General features: G+C 68.1%; 17 protein-coding genes, 1 tRNA gene and 6 pseudogenes. 13 read left to right on the forward strand and 11 right to left on the reverse strand.

Annotation, left to right across the window (positions count from 1 at the left end):
* Window positions 1-555 precede the first annotated feature (555 nt).
* From ACZ4UV_RS48470 to ACZ4UV_RS48485, 4 genes and pseudogenes are all read left to right on the forward strand, one after another.
* Complete coding sequence (locus ACZ4UV_RS48470; protein ID WP_467848426.1) at window positions 556-4,821, forward strand: CHAT domain-containing protein; 4,266 nt, start codon at window positions 556-558, stop codon at window positions 4,819-4,821.
* A 96-nt stretch (window positions 4,822-4,917) separates the two neighbouring features.
* On the forward strand, window positions 4,918-5,268 hold the full coding sequence (locus ACZ4UV_RS48475; protein WP_451016470.1) for a hypothetical protein: 351 nt from the start codon (window positions 4,918-4,920) through the stop codon (window positions 5,266-5,268).
* Entirely contained in the window at window positions 5,265-6,200 is a 936-nt protein-coding gene (locus ACZ4UV_RS48480; RefSeq protein ID WP_451016469.1) for a hypothetical protein, read from the forward strand. Before ACZ4UV_RS48475 ends, ACZ4UV_RS48480 begins: the two co-directional genes overlap by 4 nt.
* 36 nt (window positions 6,201-6,236) lie before the next feature.
* Window positions 6,237-6,581, forward strand: a pseudogene (locus ACZ4UV_RS48485) (TetR/AcrR family transcriptional regulator); the annotation flags it as partial.
* Between the two features lie 25 nt (window positions 6,582-6,606).
* Here the strand turns inward: ACZ4UV_RS48485 and ACZ4UV_RS48490 are convergent.
* From ACZ4UV_RS48490 to ACZ4UV_RS48500, 3 genes and pseudogenes are all read right to left on the reverse strand, one after another.
* Window positions 6,607-6,999 (reverse strand): annotated as a pseudogene (locus ACZ4UV_RS48490) (TetR family transcriptional regulator); the annotation flags it as partial.
* Window positions 7,000-7,524: 525 nt separating this feature from the next.
* A pseudogene (locus ACZ4UV_RS48495) lies at window positions 7,525-7,696 on the reverse strand (integrase); the annotation flags it as partial.
* 218 nt (window positions 7,697-7,914) lie between these two features.
* Window positions 7,915-9,417 carry a long-chain-fatty-acid--CoA ligase gene (locus ACZ4UV_RS48500; protein WP_451016467.1) on the reverse strand — a complete coding sequence of 501 codons (1,503 nt, stop codon included), beginning with the start codon at window positions 9,415-9,417 and terminating at the stop codon, window positions 7,915-7,917.
* A gap of 149 nt (window positions 9,418-9,566) precedes the next feature.
* On the opposite strand from ACZ4UV_RS48500, the gene ACZ4UV_RS48505 reads away from it, so the two are divergent.
* Both ACZ4UV_RS48505 and ACZ4UV_RS48510 read left to right on the forward strand, forming a co-directional pair.
* On the forward strand, window positions 9,567-10,775 hold the full coding sequence (locus ACZ4UV_RS48505) for a PucR family transcriptional regulator (RefSeq protein ID WP_467848615.1): 1,209 nt from the start codon (window positions 9,567-9,569) through the stop codon (window positions 10,773-10,775).
* A 559-nt stretch (window positions 10,776-11,334) separates the two neighbouring features.
* Window positions 11,335-11,408 (forward strand) — tRNA-Met (locus tag ACZ4UV_RS48510).
* Window positions 11,409-11,749: 341 nt separating this feature from the next.
* On the opposite strand, the gene ACZ4UV_RS48515 is transcribed toward ACZ4UV_RS48510, so the two are convergent.
* Complete coding sequence (locus ACZ4UV_RS48515) at window positions 11,750-12,190, reverse strand: DUF6300 family protein (RefSeq protein ID WP_467848435.1); 441 nt, start codon at window positions 12,188-12,190, stop codon at window positions 11,750-11,752.
* A gap of 94 nt (window positions 12,191-12,284) precedes the next feature.
* A pseudogene (locus ACZ4UV_RS48520) lies at window positions 12,285-12,542 on the reverse strand (hypothetical protein); the annotation flags it as partial.
* A 270-nt stretch (window positions 12,543-12,812) separates the two neighbouring features.
* Here ACZ4UV_RS48520 and ACZ4UV_RS48525 point away from each other — a divergent pair.
* Together ACZ4UV_RS48525 and ACZ4UV_RS48530 are read left to right on the forward strand one after the other, a co-directional pair.
* Window positions 12,813-12,965: a hypothetical protein gene (locus ACZ4UV_RS48525; protein ID WP_451016906.1), complete on the forward strand. Its 153-nt coding sequence runs from the start codon at window positions 12,813-12,815 to the stop codon at window positions 12,963-12,965.
* 185 nt (window positions 12,966-13,150) lie between these two features.
* Window positions 13,151-13,966, forward strand: a complete 816-nt coding sequence (locus ACZ4UV_RS48530) for a hypothetical protein (protein WP_467848438.1) — start codon at window positions 13,151-13,153, stop codon at window positions 13,964-13,966.
* A gap of 52 nt (window positions 13,967-14,018) precedes the next feature.
* Here ACZ4UV_RS48530 and ACZ4UV_RS48535 read toward each other — a convergent pair.
* Window positions 14,019-14,135: pseudogene (locus ACZ4UV_RS48535) on the reverse strand (dienelactone hydrolase family protein); the annotation flags it as partial.
* 149 nt (window positions 14,136-14,284) lie between these two features.
* Window positions 14,285-14,470, reverse strand: coding sequence for a hypothetical protein (locus ACZ4UV_RS48540; RefSeq protein ID WP_451016908.1), 186 nt, complete (start codon window positions 14,468-14,470; stop codon window positions 14,285-14,287).
* Between the two features lie 687 nt (window positions 14,471-15,157).
* Between ACZ4UV_RS48540 and ACZ4UV_RS48545 the strand changes: the two are divergent.
* Together ACZ4UV_RS48545 and ACZ4UV_RS48550 are read left to right on the forward strand one after the other, a co-directional pair.
* Window positions 15,158-16,279: pseudogene (locus ACZ4UV_RS48545) on the forward strand (IS630 family transposase).
* Between the two features lie 42 nt (window positions 16,280-16,321).
* Window positions 16,322-17,104, forward strand: a complete 783-nt coding sequence (locus ACZ4UV_RS48550) for a class I SAM-dependent methyltransferase (protein WP_451016909.1) — start codon at window positions 16,322-16,324, stop codon at window positions 17,102-17,104.
* A 250-nt stretch (window positions 17,105-17,354) separates the two neighbouring features.
* Here the strand turns inward: ACZ4UV_RS48550 and ACZ4UV_RS48555 are convergent, their stop codons facing one another.
* Window positions 17,355-17,792 (reverse strand): winged helix-turn-helix transcriptional regulator, encoded by a 438-nt coding sequence (locus ACZ4UV_RS48555; RefSeq protein ID WP_451016937.1) that lies wholly within the window; start codon window positions 17,790-17,792, stop codon window positions 17,355-17,357.
* A gap of 142 nt (window positions 17,793-17,934) precedes the next feature.
* Between ACZ4UV_RS48555 and ACZ4UV_RS48560 the strand changes: the two genes are divergently transcribed.
* Window positions 17,935-18,807: an aldo/keto reductase family oxidoreductase gene (locus ACZ4UV_RS48560; RefSeq protein ID WP_467848445.1), complete on the forward strand. Its 873-nt coding sequence runs from the start codon at window positions 17,935-17,937 to the stop codon at window positions 18,805-18,807.
* A 71-nt stretch (window positions 18,808-18,878) separates the two neighbouring features.
* Here ACZ4UV_RS48560 and ACZ4UV_RS48565 read toward each other — a convergent pair whose 3' ends face one another.
* The gene (locus tag ACZ4UV_RS48565; RefSeq protein WP_451016911.1) at window positions 18,879-19,634 is read right to left on the reverse strand and encodes a DUF6924 domain-containing protein; all 756 of its coding nucleotides are present in this window, start codon (window positions 19,632-19,634) and stop codon (window positions 18,879-18,881) included.
* A gap of 876 nt (window positions 19,635-20,510) precedes the next feature.
* Between ACZ4UV_RS48565 and ACZ4UV_RS48570 the strand changes: the two genes are divergently transcribed.
* Window positions 20,511-21,194, forward strand: coding sequence for an IS5 family transposase (locus ACZ4UV_RS48570; RefSeq protein WP_467848450.1), 684 nt, complete (start codon window positions 20,511-20,513; stop codon window positions 21,192-21,194).
* Between the two features lie 16 nt (window positions 21,195-21,210).
* Here the strand turns inward: ACZ4UV_RS48570 and ACZ4UV_RS48575 are convergent, their stop codons facing one another.
* Together ACZ4UV_RS48575 and ACZ4UV_RS48580 are read right to left on the reverse strand one after the other, a co-directional pair.
* Window positions 21,211-21,732: an SMI1/KNR4 family protein gene (locus ACZ4UV_RS48575; RefSeq protein WP_467848453.1), complete on the reverse strand. Its 522-nt coding sequence runs from the start codon at window positions 21,730-21,732 to the stop codon at window positions 21,211-21,213.
* A gap of 58 nt (window positions 21,733-21,790) precedes the next feature.
* A complete protein-coding gene (locus ACZ4UV_RS48580) occupies window positions 21,791-21,994 on the reverse strand; it encodes a hypothetical protein (RefSeq protein WP_467848456.1) in 204 nt (67 codons plus the stop codon).
* Between the two features lie 304 nt (window positions 21,995-22,298).
* Here ACZ4UV_RS48580 and ACZ4UV_RS48585 point away from each other — a divergent pair, with 304 nt between their 5' ends.
* A complete protein-coding gene (locus tag ACZ4UV_RS48585; RefSeq protein WP_467848460.1) occupies window positions 22,299-23,315 on the forward strand; it encodes a WD40 repeat domain-containing protein in 1,017 nt (338 codons plus the stop codon).
* Window positions 23,316-23,319 lie beyond the last annotated feature (4 nt).

Consider the following 23,319-nt stretch of genomic DNA (forward strand, 5'->3'; position numbering starts at 1 on the left):
GGAGGCGAGCGGCTCGACGGTCCCGTCGACCCGCTCCGTGCCGGCGGGCAGGACCTCGGCCAGCAGGGCGGCCGACGGCGGAGTGCCCAGCGCGGTACGGACGTCCGCGTCCAGCTGCGCGACGCGCTCGCGCGGGCAGGCGTCGAACACGAAGGCGGCGAGGCGGGCGGGTTCCGGGGCGGGCTCGGCGGTCGGGCCGGACCGCGTGCGGTGTTACGGTTCCGACCTGACGGAGGCGGAGTGGCAGGTCATCCGGCCGCTGCTGCCGGTCCCCGCGTGGTTGCAGGGGCGGGGCGGGCGGCCGGAGGGTTATTGCCACCGCATGAGCAGCGCAACGTCGAGCTGACCGCGGACCTTGAGGAGTGCCAGGCGGACCTACGGGCAGCCCGGGAGGCCAACCGGGAGTTGACCCGAGCGCTCAACCAGCGGGGACATCCCACCGCCGGAGCGTCAGCCCCGCCTTCGCCCCCGCTACGACGTCGAGGAGCACATCTGCATCAAAATGCCGCGCCGTCAGGATCGCAGACCGTACCCTCGTGAGCGGGGGGCGGGAACATGGACAAATCACTCCTGGACCGGCTGTGGGCCCGGATTCGCACATTCCAAGAAGAGGGCCGCACCCGGTCGGTGCTGAGCCGGTCGGCAACACGCGATCTCGGCCAGGCGATTCGCCTACTTGAAGGCAACAACGACCCCGGATGGGCGGCCGTCGCCTGGCTCTACTGGGTTCGCTACCTCGCGGCCTGGCCGGACGGCGACTCTGCTGAACTGGACAACGCGGTCAGCCGCTTTCTGGCGATCCGGGACCGACCCGGCACCGAGCTCCCCGAGCTGCTCGTCGAGATTCTGGACCAGATCGACGCCCCGGTGGAGGGCTGTTTCGATGACAACGGGTCGGCCGAAATCCTCTTCACGCTGTCCGGCGTGGCTTATGGACGCTTTCTCGATGAAGGAAAGCAGGCCGACCTGGAGTGGGCGGTGGCGACGGCCAGGGCCACTGCCATCTCCCTGTCCCCCGGACAGCCTCGCCGCTTGGCCGCCCTCAACACCTGGGGAGGGTGGCTGCTGGAGCTCGCTGCCCTTCCCGACGGCGCCATGGGCCAGTGTCGCGAAGCGCGTGATGCCCTGGCCGCCGGGCTAGCCGAGTGTCCGCTCGGCCTCGCTGAACGGCCGCTGCTCCTGCGACCGTACATTGGCGCGCTGCTACGCATTGCGGAGGCCGACAACGACGATGCCGACGTCATCGCGCTCGCGCACGCCCTGCGCGACGCCGCCGCTGAGCTTGCCGTAGCCGTATCCGATGAATCGCCGCCGGACGCTTTCGGCCAGGCACAGGCTGAGGCGTTGTGGTACGACCTGGTGGAACTGTCCATCGCGGTTCACGACCGGTTCGCGCCCGCCGAGCCCATATGGCCCGCGAACCCGGCGAACGGCTCCTTTGAATCCGTCGGAGCCACCGGAGCGGAACCCGCCGAGCGCTCGCTCGTCCTCGATTCGATGCTGGCCTGTGTCCTACCGCCTGGCGACCCCCGCAGACCCCTTGCCCTCCTGCAGCTGGCCGGTGCACAGGCGCTGCGCGCCGACCTCGACGGCGACACTGACGGCCTCGACCAGGCCGCCGCGCTGTTCCGCGAGGTGGCGGACGCCGCTGCCGAACCGGATGCCCTCGCCGGACAGCGGATACGCCCACTCGCGCTGTCCCAACTCGGCACGCTCCATCTGCGCCGCTGGGGCGTGCACCGGCAGCGCGCCGACCTCGACCAGGCAGTGGCGTTGAGCCGGCAGGCACTGGAGCTCGCCGCCTCGGACGATGCGTCCATCCCGCTGTACCGGACCAGTCTCGCCGCCGCCCTCCTCGACCGCCACGACGCCCACGGCGATGCCGACGACCTCGCGGCCGCGGCGGCCGTACTCCGGTCAGGCTTCGAGCTCGGACAGTTCCCCGATCCCGCCGTGGCCCAAGGCGGCACATCCGTTCCTGACCACGATGCCCCCACCGTCAACAGCCCCCGCGCGCACAGCTTGCTCGGCAACGTACACGGCAGGACCTACGACGCCACCGGTGATGTCGCCGATCTGAACCAGGCCGTCGCCTGCCACCGCCGTGCGGTCGTACTCGCGGGCAACGGACCGATGTCCCACCTGGACGGCTCCCACGCCTTCTGGTCCGGCCTCGCCACCGCGCTGCGGCTCCGATTCGAGCGGCTCGCTCGTCTTGAGGACGTCGACGAGGCAATTGACGCCGCGCGGACGGCTTTGGCTCGCACCCCGGCCGACTCATTCGACCGCGCTGCCCATCTCAGCACGTACGCGGCTGCCCTCACCCGGCGTGCGGAGTGGACCGGAAACGTCACCGAACTCGACCAGGCCATCGCCGTCGCCCGCGAGGCCGTGGCGTCCGCGCACAGTACTGATGCGAGCACCCATCTCAACGTCGTCCTCAGTACCGCGTTCGAGCTGTCCGGTGACACAGCGCTGATCGACGAGGCCGTCGCCGCCGCCCGCGAGGCCGTCGCCGCCGCCGCATCCCGGCCCATGGACACCACCGACCTGGGCAATCTGGGGGCCACGCTCACCATGCGCTACCAGCGCCTGGGGGCCAAGGCTGATCTCGACGAAGCCATCAAGGTGTTGCGGCGCGCCGCCGAATCCGAGCCGTACACCGGAAGCGACCTGACCAATCACCGGGCGAACCTCGGACACGCCCTCGTCCTGCACGCCGAGCTCACCGCGCCCAGCACTTCCTCCGAACGTGTCCGCGCGCTCGGCGAGCTCGACGAGGCCGTGGCACTGCTGCGCCTGGCCTGCGACGCGCCTGCCACCCCCCGGACGGCCCGCCCCTCCGTCCTGTCCAATCTCGCGGTCGCCCTCCATACTCGTTTCGAACTCCGCAACGCGTTCACCACCCCGGCGGACCCGGACGGCGACGAGCCCGTGCGCGCCGACCTTGACGCTGCCGTCGACGCCTGGCGCACCGCGCTCGACCTCACCGGTCCCGCCCATCTGGGCCGTCGACGCCACCAGTCGAACCTGGCGGGCGCGCTGCTACAGCGGCATGGTCTCTCCGGTGAACGCGCCGACCTCGACGAGGCCGTCGACTGGGCCCGCGCCGCGACCTCCGATGTCCCCGGCGACCAGACGGACGCCATCGCGCTTCACACCCTGGCCCAGGTCCTTGCCGAACGGCACGCGCTGGACACTGACCCTGCGGACCTGGCCGCCGCACGCACCGCCGCACGCACCGCAGCCGAGTCCGCCGCCTCGGCGGTCACCGTCCGGCTTCAGGGCTCGATACTCGCGGCCGAGCTGGCCCGGACAGCGGGCGACACCGCGGCGGCACTCGATGCCCTCGCCACCGGCGTCGAACTGCTGCCGCTGCTCGCCTGGCGCGGGCTGGAGCGTACCGACCAGGAACGTCGTCTTGCCGACCTGGCCCACCTGGCCACCGACGCAGCTGCGACGGCCGTGGACCTCGGCGATGCCGACCGCGCCCTCGCCCTACTCGAACAGGGTCGGACCGTGCTGTGGGCGCAGCTGCTGGACCTGCGAACCGATGTGACCCTGCTAGGCGAACGCCACCCGGTGCTGGCGGCCCGCCTGGACAGCGTCCGTACCGCCTTGGATCACTCCGACAGCAGTGGAACCACCCCCACCGTGGGCCGTATGGAGCTGGCCAGAGCCTGGGACCAGCTCGTCGCGGAGGTCCGCAGCCTGGACGGATTCACAGAGTTTCTACGGCCAGCATCCCCGCGCGCCGAAGAAGCCGCCGCCGCTGGGCCGATCGTCGTGATCAACGTCAGCCGATTGCGCTGTGACGCGCTCATCCTCACCACCCGCGGAACCGAGCTACTGTCGCTCTGCGCGCTGACGGCCGATGAGGTGTCCGCCCGCACGGAAGCGTTCCTGGCCGCCGTACGCGACCGTGCCCCCGGTCTGGTCGGAACCATCACCGCGAACGCAGTCCTCACCGACACCCTCGCCTGGCTCTGGCACACCGTCGCTCGGCCGGTCCTGGACCGTCTCGGCACGGTCGACCGCATCTGGTGGTGCCCCACCGGCCCGCTCGCTCTGCTGCCCCTCCACGCTGCGGGTGAACTGGGCGGGCCCGGCGTTCCCGACCTGGCCGTCTCCTCCTACACCCCGACGATCAACGGTCTGCAGCGCGCGCGTACGGCGGGACACCCCGACGCGTCGGCGGAACCTGCCGACTCTCGAATGCTGGTCGTGGCCCCGGCCGGAATCCCGGGCGTGCCCGACCTGCAGGTCGCGGGCGAGATCGAAACGCTCACCGCCCTCCTGCCCGGTCACTGCACGGTCCGCGAGGGCCCAGCCGCCACCCGCGACCGCGTCCGGGCCGACCTGCCCCATCACCGCTGGGCGCACTTCGCCTGCCACGGCATCGCCCGCCCCACCGACCCTTCCGCTTCGGCATTGCTGCTCACCGACGAGCCACTGACCGTTGCGGACATCGCCGGCCTCCACCTCAGCGGAAACGAACTGGCCTACCTCTCCGCATGTGACACCGCAAGCGGCGGCACGGCCTTGCCGGACGAGGCGGTCCACCCGGCGGCGGCCCTCCATCTCGCCGGATATCGGCACGTGCTGGCCACGCTCTGGACAGTCAGCGACGCATTGGCGGCTCCACTCGCCGCCGCCGTTTACGGTGCCCTCGCGCCGTCCGTCTGTCGGCCGCCCGCTCCTCCCGCGCTCTCCACCGAGAATTCGGCCCGGGCGCTGCATGCCGCCGTGCGCGCCCTCCGCGAAGACGGCAACGCGCATCTGCCCATCCTGTGGGCCCCTTACCTTCATGTCGGCCCGTGACACCTATCCAGCGACCCTGCAAAGGAGCCGGTCATCATCGCGCCATCGCCATACGAACATCTGCTCGACCGAAGAGCCCGACATGAGACTGCAGGTATGACCGGCGACGACATCCTCTACCTGATGCCGGACACGACCGTGACCGACGCGGCCCAGATCTTGGAGACTGCCTACCGCGCCGAACCCACCCTGGACTGCCTGGACATCGTCCTCGGCGACACGACACTCGGGGTCACCACCCGAGACCATCTCAACCGCCTGGGACTGACACCCGTGCGTGCCCTTGGCGACGGCGACGCAGCCACGCTGCCGGGTGAGTCCACCCGGTACGTCGTCCTCCGCTTCCGGTGCACCACCTGTTCAACGACCGTACGCCGCCTCCACCTTGATCCGAGAGAGCTGCCAGCCTGCCCACGCGGACACGGCGAGCTGGAACGCCTGGGATGAGCATCAACCAGCTCGCCCAGCCACAGGTCACCGCCACTTCGGCCAGGTTCCTGCTTGTCGGATATCTGCCGACCTACGGTGCCGCGCTGTACCTGCTCACCCTTGTCTGGGCCAATACGCCCGAGGGTCGTCCGCACTGGGCAGCGGCTTGGAAGACTGCAGAGCGGCTCACTGCAGGCGAACTCGTCCTGCTCGCAGTGGCCATCACCATCGTCGCTGTGATGCTCCAGCCCCTGCAGCTCGCCCTGGTTCGGCTACTGGAAGGGCAGTGGCCGCAAACCCTGAGTGCAGTCGCCGATGCGGGCCGTGCCCGGCAGACCAGGGCACGCGCCAAGCTCCGCCTCATCGAACAGCGGGTGGAAGACACCGCAGCCGACCCCAGCCCGCAGGACATCCAAGCCGCAGGTGCCGCAGGTACCCTTCTGCGGCGCCACTTCCCGGCCTCAGGCCCGGTACGCGCCACAGCCCTCGGTAACGCCCTGGCTGCCGCCGAGGAGCGAGCAGGCGCGGCACACGGCTGGGACGCCGTAGTCGCTTGGCCCCGACTGCACCCGCTGCTCAGTGATCAGGTCCGGGCCGTCATCAATGACCGCCGTGACCTGCTCGATGCCACCGCGCGACTCTCTGTCACATCCGCCGCCACCGCGCTGGTGTCGATCGCCCTGCTGGCCCATTCAGGGCCGTGGCTGCTGCTGGTTCTGGCCCCGCTCGTGGTCTCCCGCATCGCCTACCACGGCGCAGTTCACGCCGCCCAGGCCTTCGGAGACAGCCTTGACACGGCCTTCGACCTGCACCGCTTCGATCTGCTCGAAGCACTTCACCTCCCGCTGCCTGACACCCCGGACAGCGAACGTGCTCTCGCGGCCGAACTGTCCTTGATGTGGCGGCAGGGCGTGCCGTCAAACCGACCGTACCGCCATGGCGGCGCATGAAAGGACCCGAGTTCATTGCGGATAGGCAGCGTTCACGACAACCGTTCACCCCGCGAGCGGATCCTGCACGTCTTCGCGCAGGTGGAATCACAGGCCGGCGCCCCCGAGTTCCGCGGCTGCCGCTACCTGGCCGTGCAGATCGAACTCAAGGATCAGAGTCACCCGGCGAGCCGCGTGGCCCATCAGGTCAAGGCGAATCTGACGGCCTTCTTCCGTGCCGAGCTCGAGCAAGGCGGGGCGGGCGATCCGGATCTGCTGGCCCGGCAGCTCAGCCTGGTCCTCGACGGCGCGAGCGCCCGCGCGGGGATTCAGGCCGACAACCTGACCGGGCTCGTCGCCCCCACCGTGACGACCCTGCTCGACGCGGCAGGCGTGCGCTGACGCGTCGCCCGTCCAGAAGCCTCCCTCACCTCCCGGCACCCACAGGAAGCCCGATGGCCGTAAGTGTGTTGCCGAGCATGCCGCACGCGAAGAAGCTTGCGGTCTCGTCGGCATCAGCGCCCAGCGACAGGTGCACGGTGTCCCAGATCCTCATCCAGCCGGCCCGGACTACCTCACCGATCAGGTCATCGCCCTGCGCCACGGCGGCATATCCCTGCATCTGCATCAGGAGCGTTTCGGGGCGCGTCGAGATCAGCCGCGCGTAAGCGGTCGTCATGGCCTGAAGAGCCCGCTCGCCGCCCTCCACCCCGTCGGCCGCCCTCTCGAAAGCCAGGCGGGTGTCCTCCATGCTCCGCACCAGAGCGGCGACGAAGATCGCCTTCTTGTCCGGGAAGAGCCGGAAGAGATAGGGCTGCGCCGCCTCGCACCCGCCGGGGTCTTCGACAAGCAGATCCGCAAGATGAACCAGCTGGCCGACTGACGCGCAGGCGCCGCCTGCGCACCAGGCTGCTCCCGATGGGGACCAGAGTCAGCATCACCGCCGAGGCTCTTTGTGATCTTCAGGACTCGGGCGCGGAAGGGGCCAGCCATCCATGTGCACACGCAACGGCTCCGCGCAGTCGGCCCTGGCACGGACCGACCCCGTGCAGAAAGCGGCCACTTCAGCGCGGCACCCGCCCGTCCTGGAGCGCCGTGCCCATAGCGTGCCCTTCAGAGCGGACAACCACGGTCAACAACGGGGCCATCAAGCCCCCACACCAGCGGCGGCCGAACGGATCTGTGCAGGTCAGACGGCGTAAGGCTCCCCAAGCGCCGTCGCTTCCCAAGCTGAGAGCGCGAGTTCGATTCTCGTCACCCGCCCCAATATGAACCCCCAGGTCATTGACCCGGGGGTTGTTCTGGCGGGCGGGGAGCGCACCACATGCGCACCATAAGCGCGCTGCTAGGTGACGGTGGGTTTCCGCTTGTGGTGCGCGCGGCTGTCGCTGTGGTGCTTCGCACGCTCCGCACGGACCATGCCGTCGAGCCCGGCCGCCACATCGCGCTGGCACTCCTCGTCGGAGTGCTGATAGATCAGCGGCTTTCTCGGAAGACCGGCCGGCCCGGATCATCGTTCGCGACGACGAGGACGCTCAGCACCGGAACGCCGTCCGGGGCGTCGAGAAGTGGAGCGAGGCGGACGTACTTCGGTACCTCCACTTCATACGCCATGAACGCCGCCGCCTGGCAAGATTGGCCAAGTCAACTGGTCAACCAGACCAGTGACGAATCAGCCGGTGCAGTACCGGGGGCGCCCGTACACGGCGCCTCACCGTCACTCATGACAGCGCCGTCAGACAGTCGACTCCGGCGCCGCGGGTGCGCTGATCTGCCGCTTGAGGATCTTGCCGCTCGGCCCCATCGGCAACGTGTCCATGAGCCACACGATCCGGGGGTACTTGTACGCCGCTATCCGGTCCTTGACGTACTGCCGCAGTTCCTCGGCCCTGGCCCGGGCCCCCGGACGCAGGACCACCGCGGCCGCGATCTCCTCGCCGAGCTCCGGATGCGGTACACCCACCACCGCGGCGAGGGCGACGGCCGGGTGCTCGTGCAGGATCTCCTCGACCTCGCGCGGGTAGACGTTGTAGCCGCCGCGGATGATCATGTCCTTCTTCCGGTCGACTATGTAGAGGTAGCCGTCCTCGTCTCGCCGGGCCAGGTCTCCGGTGCGCAGCCAGCCGTCCGGGACGGCGATCGCCGTCTCCTCGGGGCGGTTCCAGTAGCCCTTCATCAGGTTGGGGCCGCGTACGGCCAGCTCGCCGATCGCTCCGGGGGCGATGTCCTGGCCCTTGTCGTCCAGCAGCCGGACCTCCACGTCCTGGATCGGGGTACCGATCGAGCCAGCCTTGCGGGGCCGGCCGAGGTGGTTGAACGTCACCACCGGACTCGTCTCGGACATGCCGAAGCCCTCCAGCACCGCGCAGCCGAAGCGCTCCTCGAAGCCACGCAGCACCTCCACCGGCAGGGAGGCGCCGCCGGAGACGCACATCCGCAGCGTCGACACGTCCGCGTCCGTCGGGTGCTGCAGCAGGGCCGCGTACATGGTCGGTACGCCACCGAAGACCGTGGCCCGGTCGCGGGCGATGGCATCCAGCACGGTCTGCGGGTCGAAGCGCGGGATGAGCGTGAGCGAGGCGCCGCTGCAGACGGCCACGCTCATCGTGCAGATCTGGCCGAAGATGTGGAACAGCGGCAGACAGCCCACCACCACGTCGTCCGCCGTCATCCGCTGGACGTGGACCTCATTGGCCTCGGTGTTGTGCCGCAGTCCGCCGTGGGTGAGCGCGGCGCCCTTGGGCTTGCCGGTGGTGCCGGACGTGTACAGCAGGACAGCCACGTCGTCGTCCGCCGTCCGCGCCACCTCGCTCAGCGGCTCGTGCCCGGCCAGCAGCACAGCGAAGGACGAAGGCTCCACTGCCATACGCCGTACCCCGGCTGCAGCCGCTCCCTGCACGCCCTCTCCCGGCGCCTGGTGCCATTCGAAGAGCAGTACGGCGCCTGAGTCGCTGAGGTGGTACGCGGTCTCCCGCTCCTTCAGCAGCGGGTTCAGCGGCACCACGATCGCCCCGGCCCGGAGCGCGCCGTAGTAGAGCACGACGAACTCGGGGACGTTCGGCAGCATCAGGGCGACCCGGTCTCCGGGCCGTACGCCTTCGGCCCGCAGCAGCGCGGCCGCACGGGCGCTGCGTTCGTCCAGCTCCGTGTAGGAGGTGATGTGCGACCCCAGCCTCAGTGCGGGCCGTTCCGGCTGCCGGGCCGCCGTCCGCACCAGAAATTCCGCCAGATTCGCCATGACCGTCCTCCACGAACTCACCGTTGAAATCCGCTGTTCACGTGGGCGCCATCGTGCTTCGAACCACCGCCGACGCCAATGGACCGCGCGACACCATCACCCGCCCACAACTGTTCTCGCGAACAAGACAGGCACATTAAGCTGCGATGATGGACCTTTCAGACGCGATCGCGGCGATCCACGAGCAGCTTCCCGAGCTGGGAGAGCGGATCGCGGAACGCATTCGCGCGGACGTCCCCGCGTACGGGGATGAGTCACTCATCCCGTTCGACTCGCTGCGCCGGTCCTGCACCGCCAACGCTGACCTGGTCCTGAGGCATCTGCGCCGTTCCGGCGCCCCGGATCCCGGGCCCGCCCGGGAGACCGGCAGGATCCGCGCCGAGCAGGGCATGCCGCTGGCGGACATCCTGCACGCGTACCGGATCGGCTTCGAGTTCCTGTGGTCGGAAATCCTCACCCAGGCACGCACCCCCCACAACACGGTCCCCGACGCGCAGCTCGTGGACCGCTCAGCGGAGATCTGGCACCTGTTCGGCCTGTATGCCGAGGCGGTGGCGGCCGCACACCGGGAGACCACCGCCGAGCTGGCCGTGCAGCGCGGCGCCCGTCGCTCAGCACTGGTCGAGGCACTGTTCTCCGGTGTGATCACCGACCGCATCACACTGTGGGACGCGGCCCGCGAACTCGGTCTCCCGGAACGCGGCCCCTACTCTGTCGTCGCGGCGGCAGCAGACTCCCCCGGCGAGGAGCCTCTGCTGGGCGTGGAAGCCTCGCTGCGTCAGGCACACCTGTCCTCCGCCTGGCGACTGCTGCCGGATCAGCAGATCGGCCTCATCGCCGTCGCCACACCGGAGGCGGAGGTCACCGGCCTGCGCATCCTGCGCCGCGCCGGCGCCCGCGTGGGCGTCAGTCCCCGCTTTTCCTCGCTGCGGGACACACCCCAGGCCCTGCGCTTTGCCCGGCTGGCCCTGGCGGGACTACCGGACGACAGCCCAGGCGTCGCCCGCTTCGACGACAATCCCCTCGCCATGCTCGTCGCCGCCGCCCCCGTGGAGGCCGCTCACCTGATGAACGTGGTCCTGAAGCCCGTACTCGACCTACCGGGCCTCGAACGCACGCGTCTCCTGGGCACTTTGGAGCACTGGTTCGACGCCGGCGGCTCCGCCGCGACCACGGCGGAACGCCTCTACGTCCACCCCAACACTGTCCGCTACCGCCTGCGCCGCGTCGAGGAACTGACCGGCCGTTCCCTCTCGGATCCCCATACAGTGGCAGACCTCCGCGCCGCGCTGCTGGCCACGCGAAGCCCCGCGACGACGCGAAGCCCGGACACCGACCAGGCGACATCGACTGAATGACCTGTCCCAAACCCCGCAACAGCCCTGGTATTGCCAAGCTGTTCGAGCCATGCGTACACGCCACGCTCACCGTCCGCTGTGACGTCGTAGTCGACGTTGAGCGTCGGCCGACCCTCAACGACGGAGTGCGCGACCTTCCGGGCACGTCAGCGTCCAATACGGTGCCCGGAACGCACGTCGAGAGGGGCCGCGGGCGGGAACGAAACAGCACCTCCCGGGCGGGCAGGCATCCGTCCAGCCGACCGTTGCAGACGGCACAGAGAGATCGTGATTCTCGCGCCCAGGCACACCACGATCATGCTCGCGAGCACCCCGGCGCCCGCACCCAGCCAGCCACCCAGCCGAAGCCCGGCATACCCCCCGGCCGATCCCGCGCACATGATCAACAGCGTCAACGCCGCGAACAGACGGGTGCGGAGCGGGACTCTCATGCCCACGGGTATGCCGACCCAGGGGATACCACGGTCCGTCGGTGCCGCACAGCGGCAGACCCAAGGGACGGCCCGTCGGCATAAATCCCTGCCGGCGCCGCGCGGATGCCGTACGGTAAAGACACCGACGCGGGGTGGAGCAGCTCGGTAGCTCGCTGGGCTCATAACCCAGAGGTCGCAGGTTCAAATCCCGCCCCCGCTACGACCACCCGGCCCCTCCGCAATCCTGCGGAGGGGCCGGAGCCGTTGCGCAGCAATCACCAGCGCGCACTCCCCCATGTCCGCCTCTGACGCCCGTCCTCGCTGGTCGACGAGAAGGCCTGAGCCCTCTGGGTCGCGGCACCTGCTGGCCTTGGGCCCGGAGGACGTCATGGGCACTGTCCCCCGTGCGGTGATCGGGTCCATGTACCGCACTACGCCCCGGTGCTCAGGTATGTTCCGCTCGTGCGGTGTCTTCACCCGTCCGAGTGTTCCGGGGCTCCCTTCACACGTTCTGCCCGCGCTCTGGTTGCTCGCACTGGCTCGGTGTGCGACTGACGAGCTTCAGCCATGCCCGCGAGGTGTGAGACCAGGCGGGAGCGGCGGGGCGGCCGGGGGCTCCGTGTCGGTGGCCCTGTACCAGCCGTGCGCGTTCAGGGTCTCTTCTTCCCACGCCTCGAACAGTTCCTGCACAGCGGTGCGGTCGCGGTCGGGGTCCTGGTGCCAGCGGATGAACGCGGCGGCCGCCGGACGGCCGGCGTCGCAGACCGGGCACAGCTCCATCATCACGCCCGTCTGCAACGGTGCGTTCCAGTAGAGCGCGAGGCCGCCACCGCAACGAGAGCAGGGAGGCAGCTGACGGGATCGGTCGCGATGGTTACGGCGCGAGCAGGGGCAGAACTGGGCGAGCTCGTCATCGGTGTAGCCGTCGAAGCAGCCGTCCGAGTTGCCGAGACGGGCGAACGAGCCGTCGCGATGCACGTGATAGCGCCAGTTGAAAGACATGAGGCGCCCTTTCCGTGTGGAGCCTTGAAACGGACCATCACGATCTGCCCGCCCGGAGACCAGCGTCAAGAGTGATGCAACGGCATTGTGCAGGTCAGGGTGTGTCACCGCTGTAGTAGAGACGGCACGCGACGCCGGGCCCCGGCTTTCGGAATTCGCCGGGGCGCAGGTCGTACAGGGCACGGCCTCCGGGCCACCGCGACAGCTCGATGGCCAGAGCTGCGCCGTCGTCGACCTCGTCGGTGCGCCATCCGTCGATGTCCAGCAGCAGGCCGTCCAGCGGGCCGCCGACCAGTTCGGCGTAGGTCCGGTCCGGGAGCGGGCCGGGGTTGGGGGCGTCGTGGTCCGCGCCTTCTCTGAACTAGGGAGAGTCGAGGGGGGAGGAACCGGCAGCGGCGGCGTCTGGCGGGGCACGATGTGATCAATTTGTTGCGTGCGAACTGAGCCCGATAGCATGCGATTTGGCTTGCATCCGTGGTGCTCTCAGCACCCCTGGCGCGGCGGCCTTAAAAAAAGTCCGCCGACTGTGATGGTTGTCACTCAAACGCGCATCGGGCGGACCTGACCTCGCAGATCGCGAATTAAGGCTGGCTGTTCGTTGAGTTCCGTAGCGTTGAAGCACGTGCTGGTGGTGCTGAAGATCCTCCCCGTGCTCCTTGTCGTTGTCCTTTCCGCACCAGCATGGCTGACCTGGCCTTTCTTGTCGGGACGGCGTCAACAGGTCGTGCTCGACATGGTCAAAGCACTGGCCGACTGGACTCTGAGCACCAATTAACACCCTGGGGCCTGCTTTTGATGTCCTGCAGGCCGGCTTCGGCCCGCAGGACATCAAAACTGCAAGCCCACACGTCCCCGATCCTCGGGTGCGGCAGCGCCCGTCGGCCCGCGACGCGTATGGGGAACGGGGGCACCTTCGCTAACGTGTCCTTAGAGGCAGGGCCGTACACGACGGGGGGATGGGTGTACCAGGCCATCAGAGACATCGTCACCGCACTGATCAACCTCGCCCCGGCCTTCCAAAGCCGACGAAACGCCACCAGAATGAACAAACTGGGCGCAGCTCTTTTCGACGTTCCCGTGCGCGGTTATGCGATCGTGCAACGCGGCGAGGAGATCGTCACCATGCTGGAGGCGATTCGCGAGGTGTACGCCGAGCGCGAGGCGTGGTGGCAGCGCCACCGGGAGCTGCGGGCCCAAGGCTCCACCCAGCCCTATCCCGACTCGGGGCGCTGGCCCATCCTGTTCCAGAATCTGGAGGGCCAGCGAACCGATCTCGAACGGCTCTTAGCGGATGTGCAGGATGTTTGGCGGCACCTGACGCTGATCGACCCGACCACCTATCCTCGCGCCGTGTTCGTCGCCAGGGGGAAGTTTCAGAACCTGGCGGTTCTGGGAGAGATCATAAACAGCCTTGACTCCGGCGCTTTGGATGTGGAGCATGGGCCGCTGCCAGCCATACCTGAACAGGAGCCGGGCTGCCGTCTCCTGGAGGCGCTCGGATACCGACCCACCGGCTATCCTCGGACGCCTCTGACGCCTGTGGCGTTACCTCGTGCCTGGGACCCTGCAGCTCACACGGGCCTCTCGCGGGAGGCGGTCGAGCGGTTCTTCGGGCAAATCGACACCTATCTGTCCCATGCACAGCCGCGGCAAGTGCTCGTTTCCCTGAGGGAGTGCCTTGATCACCTACACGCGCGGCTGGGCGAGACTTTCGATGTTAAGGACGTCCTCCTCCACTTGGAGCAGCTCAATCGCCGCCGCGGACTTGAGCTGTAGATCATCGCTGTTGCGGCCGAATGCTCAAGTCGAAATCGGCAGGTCAGGCGGCCTCTGGCCCGATCAGGACCGCGGGCCGGCAGTCGACACCAGCGGGGAGCGCGAGGTGCCCGATCATCGTGAGGCCGTTGGCCGGGTACTCGACCGTACGCATGGTAATCGTCACCATGAGACTGGACTGTAGTGACCGTCGAGTCCGGTCGGGCGGGCGTTCTGCCGCTGGCGGGACAGCCCGGGTGCGCTTCTGGAATGCGGCGATGGCTGGGGACGGAGGTGGGATCCGCAGGCGATGGTCCTTCGGATCCCAACAGGCTCCGGTCAGTGGCGATGCTCGAACCAGATGACAATCAAGCTGACCGCGCCGCTTCCGAGACTGTAGGCGGCGCCACTCAGCATTTGATCGTGGACTGTTCGTCTGTTGATGGTCAGCCAGCGCTGAATCTGCACACCGATTCGGCGTACGAGACTGTCTGAAGGATCGGGTTCCTTGTTATCTTGCTTCACGGTGTTCTTTTCATGCCTTTCTGCTGAGACTGATTGGACATCGCGCAGCGAGCCCTCCCGACACTGGGCGTAGGAACTCGCGTCGGGATGGGCTCCTGCTGCGTTTCGCACTCTACTGAGGAGTGCGTCGGTAGTGGTCAGTCGGCGTGGCACAACTTCTCTATGCAGTGGAATGGTGACGAGCCGTCATGGAACCCGGCGCCACTCGCACGCTGGACGAATGAACGGTAGGCCGGAGCAACGGTCATTGCACGTGGCGTCCGACAGGCTCAGCCAATGCGGTTGTCTCAGCAGGTCAGAGCGCATGAACTGCGGGGAAATCAGAGGATGTCGAGGTATGGATTTCTACTTTCGCCGGGGAAAGTAGAAGCTGCTCGACCCGGCGTTCCACGGTTTGGCTGATTACCGTGCCCGGCCCCCCGGTCAAGCTGGTTCCCTTTCCGGCGCGGGCGGCGTTCGACCGCTCGCTGCACCGGAACATGCCACAGGTGGAAGGCCGTCTCGGGGACACCGAGAGCGCGCAGAAGGGCGTCAAGCTGGCGCACGAGTTCGCCTCTCGCCTGCCGGGATCGCACCATCGACCACTGCCAACAGATCGACCTAGTGCTCTGACCACGTAGGTTCGCCGGGGTGGGTGTCCGAGCGGTTGGATGAGCGGTGGCGTCCGATCTGACCGCTGGGGGTGTGGTGGCTGAGCCTGTCCGTGTGCGCAGGTTGACTGACCAGGGGGGCAGAAACTGCAGCAGATCGTGCGCCGGGGCAGCGCCAGTTCGGTGCGTTACCGGCGCGCGATGATGTTGCTGGCCTCGGCTGGCGGGAACCGGGTGCCGGTGATCGCGAAGTTGGTGCAGGCCGACGAGGACACGGTCCGGGACGTGATCCACCGGTTCAACGAGATCGGTCTGGCCTGCTTGGACCCTCGGTGGGCGGGAGGCCGTCCCCGCCTTCTCAGTCCTGACGACGAGGACTTCGTCGTCCAGACGGCCACCACCCGACCGACCAAGCTCGGGCAGCCCTTCACCCGCTGGTCCATCCGCAAACTCGCCGCCTACCTGCGCCGCGTACACGGCCGTGTAATCCGGGATCGGCCGCGAAGCGTTACGGTGCCTGCTTGCCCGCCGCGGCGTCACCTTCCAGCGCACCAAGACCTGGAAGGAATCCCCCGATCCCGAGCGCGACGCCAAGCTCGACCGGATCGAGCACGTGCTGGAGCACTTCCCGGACCGCGTTTTCGCGTTCGACGAGTTCGGCCCGCTCGGCATCAGGCCCACCGCCGGGTCGTGCTGGGCCGAACAGGGTCGGCCCGAGCGGCATCCCGCGACCTATCACCGTACTCACGGGGTGCGCTACTTTCACGGTTGCTACTCGGTCGGCGATGACACGCTCTGGGGCGTCAACCGGCGCAAGAAGGGGGCCGCGAACACCCTGACTGCGCTGAGGTCAATCCGGGCGGTCCGCCCGGACGGCGCCCCGATCTACGTCATCCTGGATAATCTGTTCGCCCACAAGGGCGAGACCATCCGGCGCTGGGCAAAGAAGAACCGGGTCGAACTGTGCTTCACCCCGACCTACGCCTCCTGGGCCAACCCGATCGAGGCCCACTTCGGACCGCTGCGGCAGTTCACCATCGCCAACTCCAACCACCGCAACCACACCGCGCAGACCCGAGCCCTCCACGCCTACCTCCGCTGGCGCAACACGAATACCCGCCACCCCGACGTGCTGGCCGCCCAACGCCGCGAACGCGCCCGTATCCGCAGCGAGAAGGGCATCCGCTGGGGCGGCCGAAGCCAGGCAGCCGCTGCCTGAACTGCCCGCATTCCCCGGCGGCCACGCACTACGGTGGGATACATGTCCGAGCTCTCCGTGCGGGATTTCTACGACGATTTGGCCCACGACTACCACCTGATGTTCCGGGACTGGGACGCAAGCATGGCCTACCAGGCCGAGGTATTGGGCGGGCTCGTCCGCCAATCTCTCGGCGCGGGACCACACACCGTCCTGGACTGCTCGTGCGGGATCGGCACCCAGGCCATCGGGCTGGCCCGGGCCGGGCACCAAGTCGTCGGCAGCGACCTGAGCCCGGTCGCCGCCGCGCGCGCCGCCGCCGAAGCGGCGGCCCGTGGCAGCCGGCTTTCGGCCGCTGCGGCTGACATGCGCCAACTGCCTTTCAGAGAGACATCATTCGACGTCGTCCTCTGCGCGGACAACTCGCTCACGCACCTACTCTCCGGGCAAGATCTCCGGACGGCACTCCTCGGCATGAGACGGGTACTCCGAGACGACGGACTGCTGGTGATCACCGTCCGGTCTTATAACGAGACGCGCCAGACCAGACCCACGTCGACATCTCCCCAGGTCTCGCAAACACGCGACGGCCAAGCGATCACCTTCCAGCTGTGGCACTGGCACGAAGACGGCGAACGCTACGACCTGGAGCACTTCCAGCTCATCCCCGCAAAGAACACCTGGCAGGTCCGAGTTCGCCGGACCACCCACTGGGCGCTGACGCCCCCGCAGCTGACAGAGTTCGTGACTGAAGCTGGCTTCACCAACATCACCTGGCACAGTCCGGCCTCCAGCGGGTACTACCAGCCCGTGCTCACCGCACAGCGCGCTCCCTCAGCGCAGTAGCCCAGGCATCGGCTCCGCCCTGCCTAACTTTCGGTTCATCCATGGCAAACCGGTGAACGTTGCCGGTCACAGCACTAGACGCCTGGCACACCGAGAAGTTGGCTACCTGGCGGCCAGCCCAGACGTTCCTGCGCTGGTGCATGAAGACGGCACAGGAGCCGGTACCGAACGTCTCGGCGTTTGCAGGCTCTTCGCAGTTGAGGGTGTAGCGCCGAGAATGTAGAGCTGTTGGACGGTTGGATGTGAGTCGTCAGGGGGTGCGAGAGTCGTAGTTCTCGCGGTTTGCGAGGACCTCGGCCATGTGCGTCTGCGCCCAGTTTCTGAGCCCGCGCGTCATGTGGTGGAGCGAGAGGCCGAGGTCGGTCAGCTCGTAGGCGACGGTGACAGGGACGGTTGGCGTCACGGTACGGGTGAGCAGACCATCGTGCTCCAGCGATCGCAGCGTCTGGGTCAGCATCTTCTGACTGACCCCGGCCAGAAGACGAGAGATCTCGGAGTACCGCATCGCCTTCGGAGCGTCTGCGTGTGCTGCACCTGGCTGGCCAGCACTGTTGTCGCCGCCCAGCGCACACAGGATCAGGACCACCCACTTGTCCGAGATTCGGTCGAGCAGTTGCCGGCTGGGGCACCCTGCCAGGAACGCGTTGTACTCCACCTTGGCCTGAGCCCTCTTCTGGGCCGCCTTCATCGTCGTCACTGATCGCACCTCTCACCAATGGGTGGGTTACGCACTTCCAAGTGCCTACTTCCCGACAGGAAGTTTCTCTCCAATGCTGATGCAGGGAGGCAGCAGGCAACCACCCCCCAAGTGCACGACGAAAGGCAACAAAATGAGCACACCCTCCCTCTCTCTTCCCGGCGGCACCTGGACTCTGGGTGACCTGACCGTCACCCGGTTCGGCTACGGCGCCATGCAACTGGCCGGCCCATGGGTCATGGGACCGCCCGCCGATCGCGAGGGTGCCCTGGCCGTTCTGCGTGAAGCGGTCGACGTCGGTATCACCCACATCGACACCAGCGACGCCTACGGGCCGCGCGTCACCAACGAGTTGATCCGCGAGGCACTGCACCCCTATCCCGAGTCGCTGCACATCGTGACCAAGGTGGGCGCGACCCGCGACGAACAGGGTGGCTGGCCTACGGCCCGGCGACCCGAAGATCTGCGCCGCCAGGTCCACGACAACCTCAAGTCCCTCCAGCTCGACGTACTCGACCTGGTCAACCTCCGACTCGGCAACGCCGAAGGTCCCCAGCCCGGCTCGCTCGCCGAGGCGTTCGAGACGCTCGTCGAACTCCAGCAGCAGGGCCTCATCCGCCACCTCGGGGTCAGCAACGCCACCGAGGAGCAGGTCACCGAGGCACAGAGCATCGCGCCGATCGTGTGCGTGCAGAACATGTACAACCTCGCCCACCGCCACGACGACAAGCTCATCGACCGGCTCGCCCCCGACGGCGTCGCGTACGTGCCCTTCTTCCCCCTCGGGGGCTTTACCCCGCTTCAGTCCTCAGCGCTCTCGGCGGTCGCTGCTCGATTGGAAGCGACACAGATGTCCGTCGCACTGGCCTGGCTGCTGCAGCGATCACCGAACATCCTGCTCATCCCCGGCACGTCATCGATGGCACACCTGCGCGAGAACATCGCCGGCGCGGGACTCTCCCTCTCTCACGAGGACCTGATCGATCTGGACGACATCGGCCGCTGAATGCCCCAGAGCTGAACGGCTCACAAGCCACGAGCGTCGGGCATTGTGCCGGGCATGGGGAGAAAGCGGGATCATTGGTCCTCGGCGACGAACTCGTAGAAGTCCATGTTGGCGATCTCCAGGTTGCACGCCATCGATCCGATATCGCGGCATGGAAGGACGGCCTGCCGCCCTGGGCAGTCGTACAGGTCGACGACGGTCAGCGGTCGTCCAGGCTCGGCAAAGGTCCGGGCGTCGGCGAGCGCGACCAGCGTGGTGTGCTCCTCGGGCGGGACGAGCGCCGGGACCTGGCCCGGCTGGAGGCCTTCGAAGGCAGGGTTGCCGACGACCAGCGCTGTCAACGGGTAGTGCTCCACGTCGATCTCGTCCGGGTCCAGGTCCGCGCCGACCCAGCCGTCTGCGTCGGTCCCGCCCAGCTCGTCCAGCAGGGCTTGCCAACGCGCCTCGTCGTCGAAACGGGTGCGGACCAGCAGGGCCGCGGCGGTGGAGGGAAGTGAGGGGAAGGACAGGCGCGGCAGCGTCGGCGTGGGGAAGGCCGGGCGGCCGCCATCGCCCTGGTACATCCCGCACCGGTCCATGTCGCGCACCAGGTCGTCGAAGGCGAGTGCGCCGCCCAGCAGGTCGGCGAGGATCTCGCCGAGGCGGGCCGACGGGATCCGGACGCCACGCCCGGGTATCGCCGCCAGGTCCACCAGCAGCGGCCCGCCCCCGCCGTACACCACGGGGATGTCCGCCAGGACGACGGCCGGCGGCACGGGACTGCTGTCGGCAACGAGCGCCGGGATGTTTCCCCCGTGCAGGTAGTCCCATCCGCTGTCCTCGACCATACGCAGCCGCACCCCCCCTGTCCCCGAGGACGAGCCCGTCGTCTTCCCGGCGGGCCCCGATCTCGTCGAGGAGCCCGCCCCACAAAGCCCTGCCGTCCTCGTAGCACGTGCAGACCAACAGCACCTCACCGGGCGCCGGCTGAGGAAGCTCGGGAAGGTACATGTCTCTCCTGTGTCGGGGTCAGGTGAGGTAGTCGTCGACGAGGGCGGCGAACTCGTCAGGTGTGGCGAGTCGGATGCCGAGGTGTTCGGCCTTGGCGCGCTTGGACCCGGCGTTGTCACCCGCGACCACCAGCGTGGTCTACGGGCTGCCCCACCTCGGATGACCAATTGGGACGGACGCGAAGTCTGGGAAGTCGTTCCGCAGATACCGAGAGTCGGACGGCTTCAGCCGGATCTGCTGACGGCTGTCCGCCCACCAGATCTCGAAGTCCGCAACCGTGCCTTCCGCTGGCCAGTCATCGCGCTGTTCCGGAAGCAACAGAACGTCGACGAAGCCTCCGACGCTTAGAAGCCGTTGCTCTATCGATCTTGGTGTGTGTGAGTTCGAGGTCGTCGACTCGGTCGGGTGATCTCGCGGCCGGCGGTGCATGCAAGCGGGGCCTCCCGTACAACTCGTGGGTGTCGAATCCAGCCGAGCAACAGGAGGCCCCTGGTGCTGCAGTTTTCCGTGCCGTCGCCGATGGCGTCCAACTCGGTGCCTCTGACATGTGATTGCCTCGCTCACCGGTTCGGGAATGCCGGGGATCATCCGCACAGGCGGCCGAGGTATCCGTCCGACATGAGCGACGCGGAATGGGCGGTCGTACGCGATGCGATACCGGTGCCTGGCTGGAGGGCCGCGGCGGGCAGCCGGAGAGTTATTGCCACCGTCAGATGGTCGACGCGGTGCGCTATCTGGTCGCGGGCGGTATCACCTGGCGCGCGATGCCTGCGGACTTCCCCGCCTGGGACCGCGTCTACGCCTTCTTCCGGCGCTGGCGGGACAAGGGTCTGGCGGCCGAGTTCCACGACCGGCTGCGTGACCGGGTCCGCACGGTCGCGGGCCGGGACCCGGAGCCGACGGCAGGCATCATCGACGCGCAGTCGGTGAAGGCAGCCGCATCGGTACCGGCTGCGACCAGGGGTTTCGACGGCGGGAAGAAGGTCAACGGCCGCAAGCGGCACATCGTGGTGGACACTCTCGGACTGCTGCTGCATGTGATGGTGACCGCGGCCTCGGTCACCGACCGGGAGGCGGGACAGACGCTGCTGGCCCGGCTGCACGAGCGGAACTGGCGTGTCACTCGGGTGTGGGCCGACGGAGGCTACACCGGGCGCCTGGTCGACTTCGCCCGCGACGTCCTGAGCGTCGCGCTGACCGTGGTCAGACGCAGCGACGACACCAGCGGGTTCACCGTGCTGCCGAAGAGGTGGCTGGTGGAGCGCACGTTCCCGTGGCTGATGCACTCACGCCGGCTGGCCCGCGACTACGAGAGGCGCACCGACACCTCGGAGGCGGTGATCCGGTCGTCGATGACCATGGTCATGAGCCGCCGACTCGCCCGGCGACCGGGCTGATTCCACCGCGTTCAATTCAGGACAGGGGTTCGTAGAATGGACGGTCAGGCGCGAAGTTGCGAGAACACACCGTCACGTCCTCACCCCTGAGATAAGCCAGCAACCAGTCGCTGAATGTCATCTCATGGAGAGCCCAGGCCGGACTGTCAAGCTCCTGAACCAGGAGGCTCCAGGGCGACGAGGACCCGTCTGGAACGCGAAGGAAAACCCATTCCCCCGTCGTGGCCGACGCCACCGGCATCAACTCACCGGGCTTCAACCCAACCGGACTGGGCAGAAACTCTGCCATGTCCTCCTCCCGCCACATCTCGAGATCCCCCCTGATGGTCTCTCTCAAGCTGTGCAGAAGATGGCCGGCGGGGTGCTCCAGGTACAACTGACCATTGATCTGGATCGAACCGTAGGCGTTCACGATCTCACGGAAGTCCGCAGGGAATTCGATACCGAACTCCCGCTCTATTTCGACCCATGGCACCGCATCCGACCAATAAAATCGGGGTTCGCCCAACAGGGAGCGGATCTCTGAAAGCGTTGCCACCGCTGGGCCTCTTCCACCAGGTTTCGGACGTCCTGGCCGGTACACCCGCCCCAGCAGCCTACGGGGCGCTGACTCGCCTGGCGACCGCGCTGAACATCCCCGGACGTTCCTCGGCCAGCCAGCCCCGCGCGACCAGGCGCTTCGCCTTCGACCGCACCCCCTCGACCTTTGCCGGAACCGCCTCCAGGCCGAGCGCCATGGCGAGTTGCCGACAGTCCATCGCCTCCCCGCCCGGCTCGCTCCCGCCGGCAAGGACATCCACGAGTCGGCGGTAGTCCGGCGCCAACGCACTGTCCTCGAGGCCGTCCCTCCACGCCGGCACCACTGAACCAGGTTCAGCGATCCCGACCTGGCCGGCGCCCACCTGGGGCGTCTCCTCGACGAGCGTCCCCGCACTCTGCTCATCCTCGATGACGTGTGGGAAGAGGAACAGCTCGCGCCCTTTCTGCACGGCGGCCGGCGCTGATCCCATCGTCTGTGCTGAGAGCTGCCTTCGCCGACTGAGCGGGCAAGGGCCGGCGGCGGTGGACGATCCGGCCGCCGCGTGGAACCTCGATGATCCCCGTTTGCGCAGCCAGGCCGTCACAGCCTCGATCGAGGCCGCAACTACAGACGCAACACTGCCACCCGGTGGCGCCGACCGCTTCACCGAGCTCGGCATCTTCGCCGAAGACGAGGCCGTCCCGGTATCCGTAGTCGCCCTGCTGTGGCAGGCCACCGTTGGGCTGACCGAGGATCAGACACGCGCCCTGTGCCGAGACCTGGAACACCTGTCCCTGCTCACCATCGACCGAGGCCACGGTGGCAGGATCAGCCTGCACGACGTCATCCGTGGCTGTCTCCGCCACGTCCTCGGCCCGTCCTGCCTGGTCCGCCTCAACGGCCTCCTGGTCGACACGGTTGCCGCCACCCTGCCACTGGCCCAGCCCCTCGCCCCCGACGCCCCTGACCCCGGGCGTGCCTGGTGGCAGCTCCCGCACGGCTACCTCCTCGACCACCTCATCAGTCACCTCCTCGACGCCGACCGCGCCGCCTCCGCCGAGGCGGTAGCGGGCGACCTGCGCTGGGTCGAAGGCCGCCTTACCCAGCGCGGCCCCAGCGCACCCTGGAACGACCTCACCCGCATCGACACCCCCCACACCCGCCCCCTAGCCCGCCACATCGTCCAAGTCGCCCACCTCCTCGCCCCCACCGACCCGCCTCACTCCCTCACCGGCATCCTGCACAGCCGCCTCGATGCATACCCGCACTGGCACACCCAAGTCAGCGCCCACCAGCAGGACCCCGCCCTGCGCCCGCTTCTCGTCAATCAGTGGCCAGTGCCCGACACCCCCCACACCACACTGCACCGCACCTTCACCGCCCACGCCGGCCGGGTGAGGGCGGTGGCGATCGCTCCGGACGGCACCTGGCTTGCCACCATCGGCGACGACAGGACGGTTCGGATCTGGTCCACCGCGGGACTGCGTGCCGTGGCCGTCGCGCGAACCGATGGGGACCTATTTTCGTGTGTCTGGGGGGAGGCTCACGAGCTGGTGGTGGAAGGACGGCAAGGCGTGTACCTCTTCGCCTTCCTCACCTGATCTC

The organism is Streptomyces sp. NPDC028289, assembly GCF_055565975.1.

Excerpts from the sequence above, each read along its gene's own strand:
- ACZ4UV_RS48480 (WP_451016469.1), top strand. The coding sequence starts at position 5,265 with ATGAGCATCAACCAGCTCGCCCAGCCACAGGTCACCGCCACTTCGGCC.
- ACZ4UV_RS48550 (WP_451016909.1), top strand. The coding sequence starts at position 16,322 with ATGTCCGAGCTCTCCGTGCGGGATTTCTACGACGATTTGGCCCACGAC.
- ACZ4UV_RS48475 (WP_451016470.1), top strand. The coding sequence starts at position 4,918 with ATGACCGGCGACGACATCCTCTACCTGATGCCGGACACGACCGTGACC.
- ACZ4UV_RS48565 (WP_451016911.1), bottom strand. The coding sequence starts at position 19,634 with ATGGTCGAGGACAGCGGATGGGACTACCTGCACGGGGGAAACATCCCG.
- ACZ4UV_RS48515 (WP_467848435.1), bottom strand. The coding sequence starts at position 12,190 with ATGTCTTTCAACTGGCGCTATCACGTGCATCGCGACGGCTCGTTCGCC.
- ACZ4UV_RS48505 (WP_467848615.1), top strand. The coding sequence starts at position 9,567 with ATGGACCTTTCAGACGCGATCGCGGCGATCCACGAGCAGCTTCCCGAG.
- ACZ4UV_RS48470 (WP_467848426.1), top strand. The coding sequence starts at position 556 with ATGGACAAATCACTCCTGGACCGGCTGTGGGCCCGGATTCGCACATTC.
- ACZ4UV_RS48555 (WP_451016937.1), bottom strand. The coding sequence starts at position 17,792 with ATGAAGGCGGCCCAGAAGAGGGCTCAGGCCAAGGTGGAGTACAACGCG.
- ACZ4UV_RS48560 (WP_467848445.1), top strand. The coding sequence starts at position 17,935 with ATGAGCACACCCTCCCTCTCTCTTCCCGGCGGCACCTGGACTCTGGGT.
- ACZ4UV_RS48570 (WP_467848450.1), top strand. The coding sequence starts at position 20,511 with ATGGTCGACGCGGTGCGCTATCTGGTCGCGGGCGGTATCACCTGGCGC.
- ACZ4UV_RS48500 (WP_451016467.1), bottom strand. The coding sequence starts at position 9,417 with ATGGCGAATCTGGCGGAATTTCTGGTGCGGACGGCGGCCCGGCAGCCG.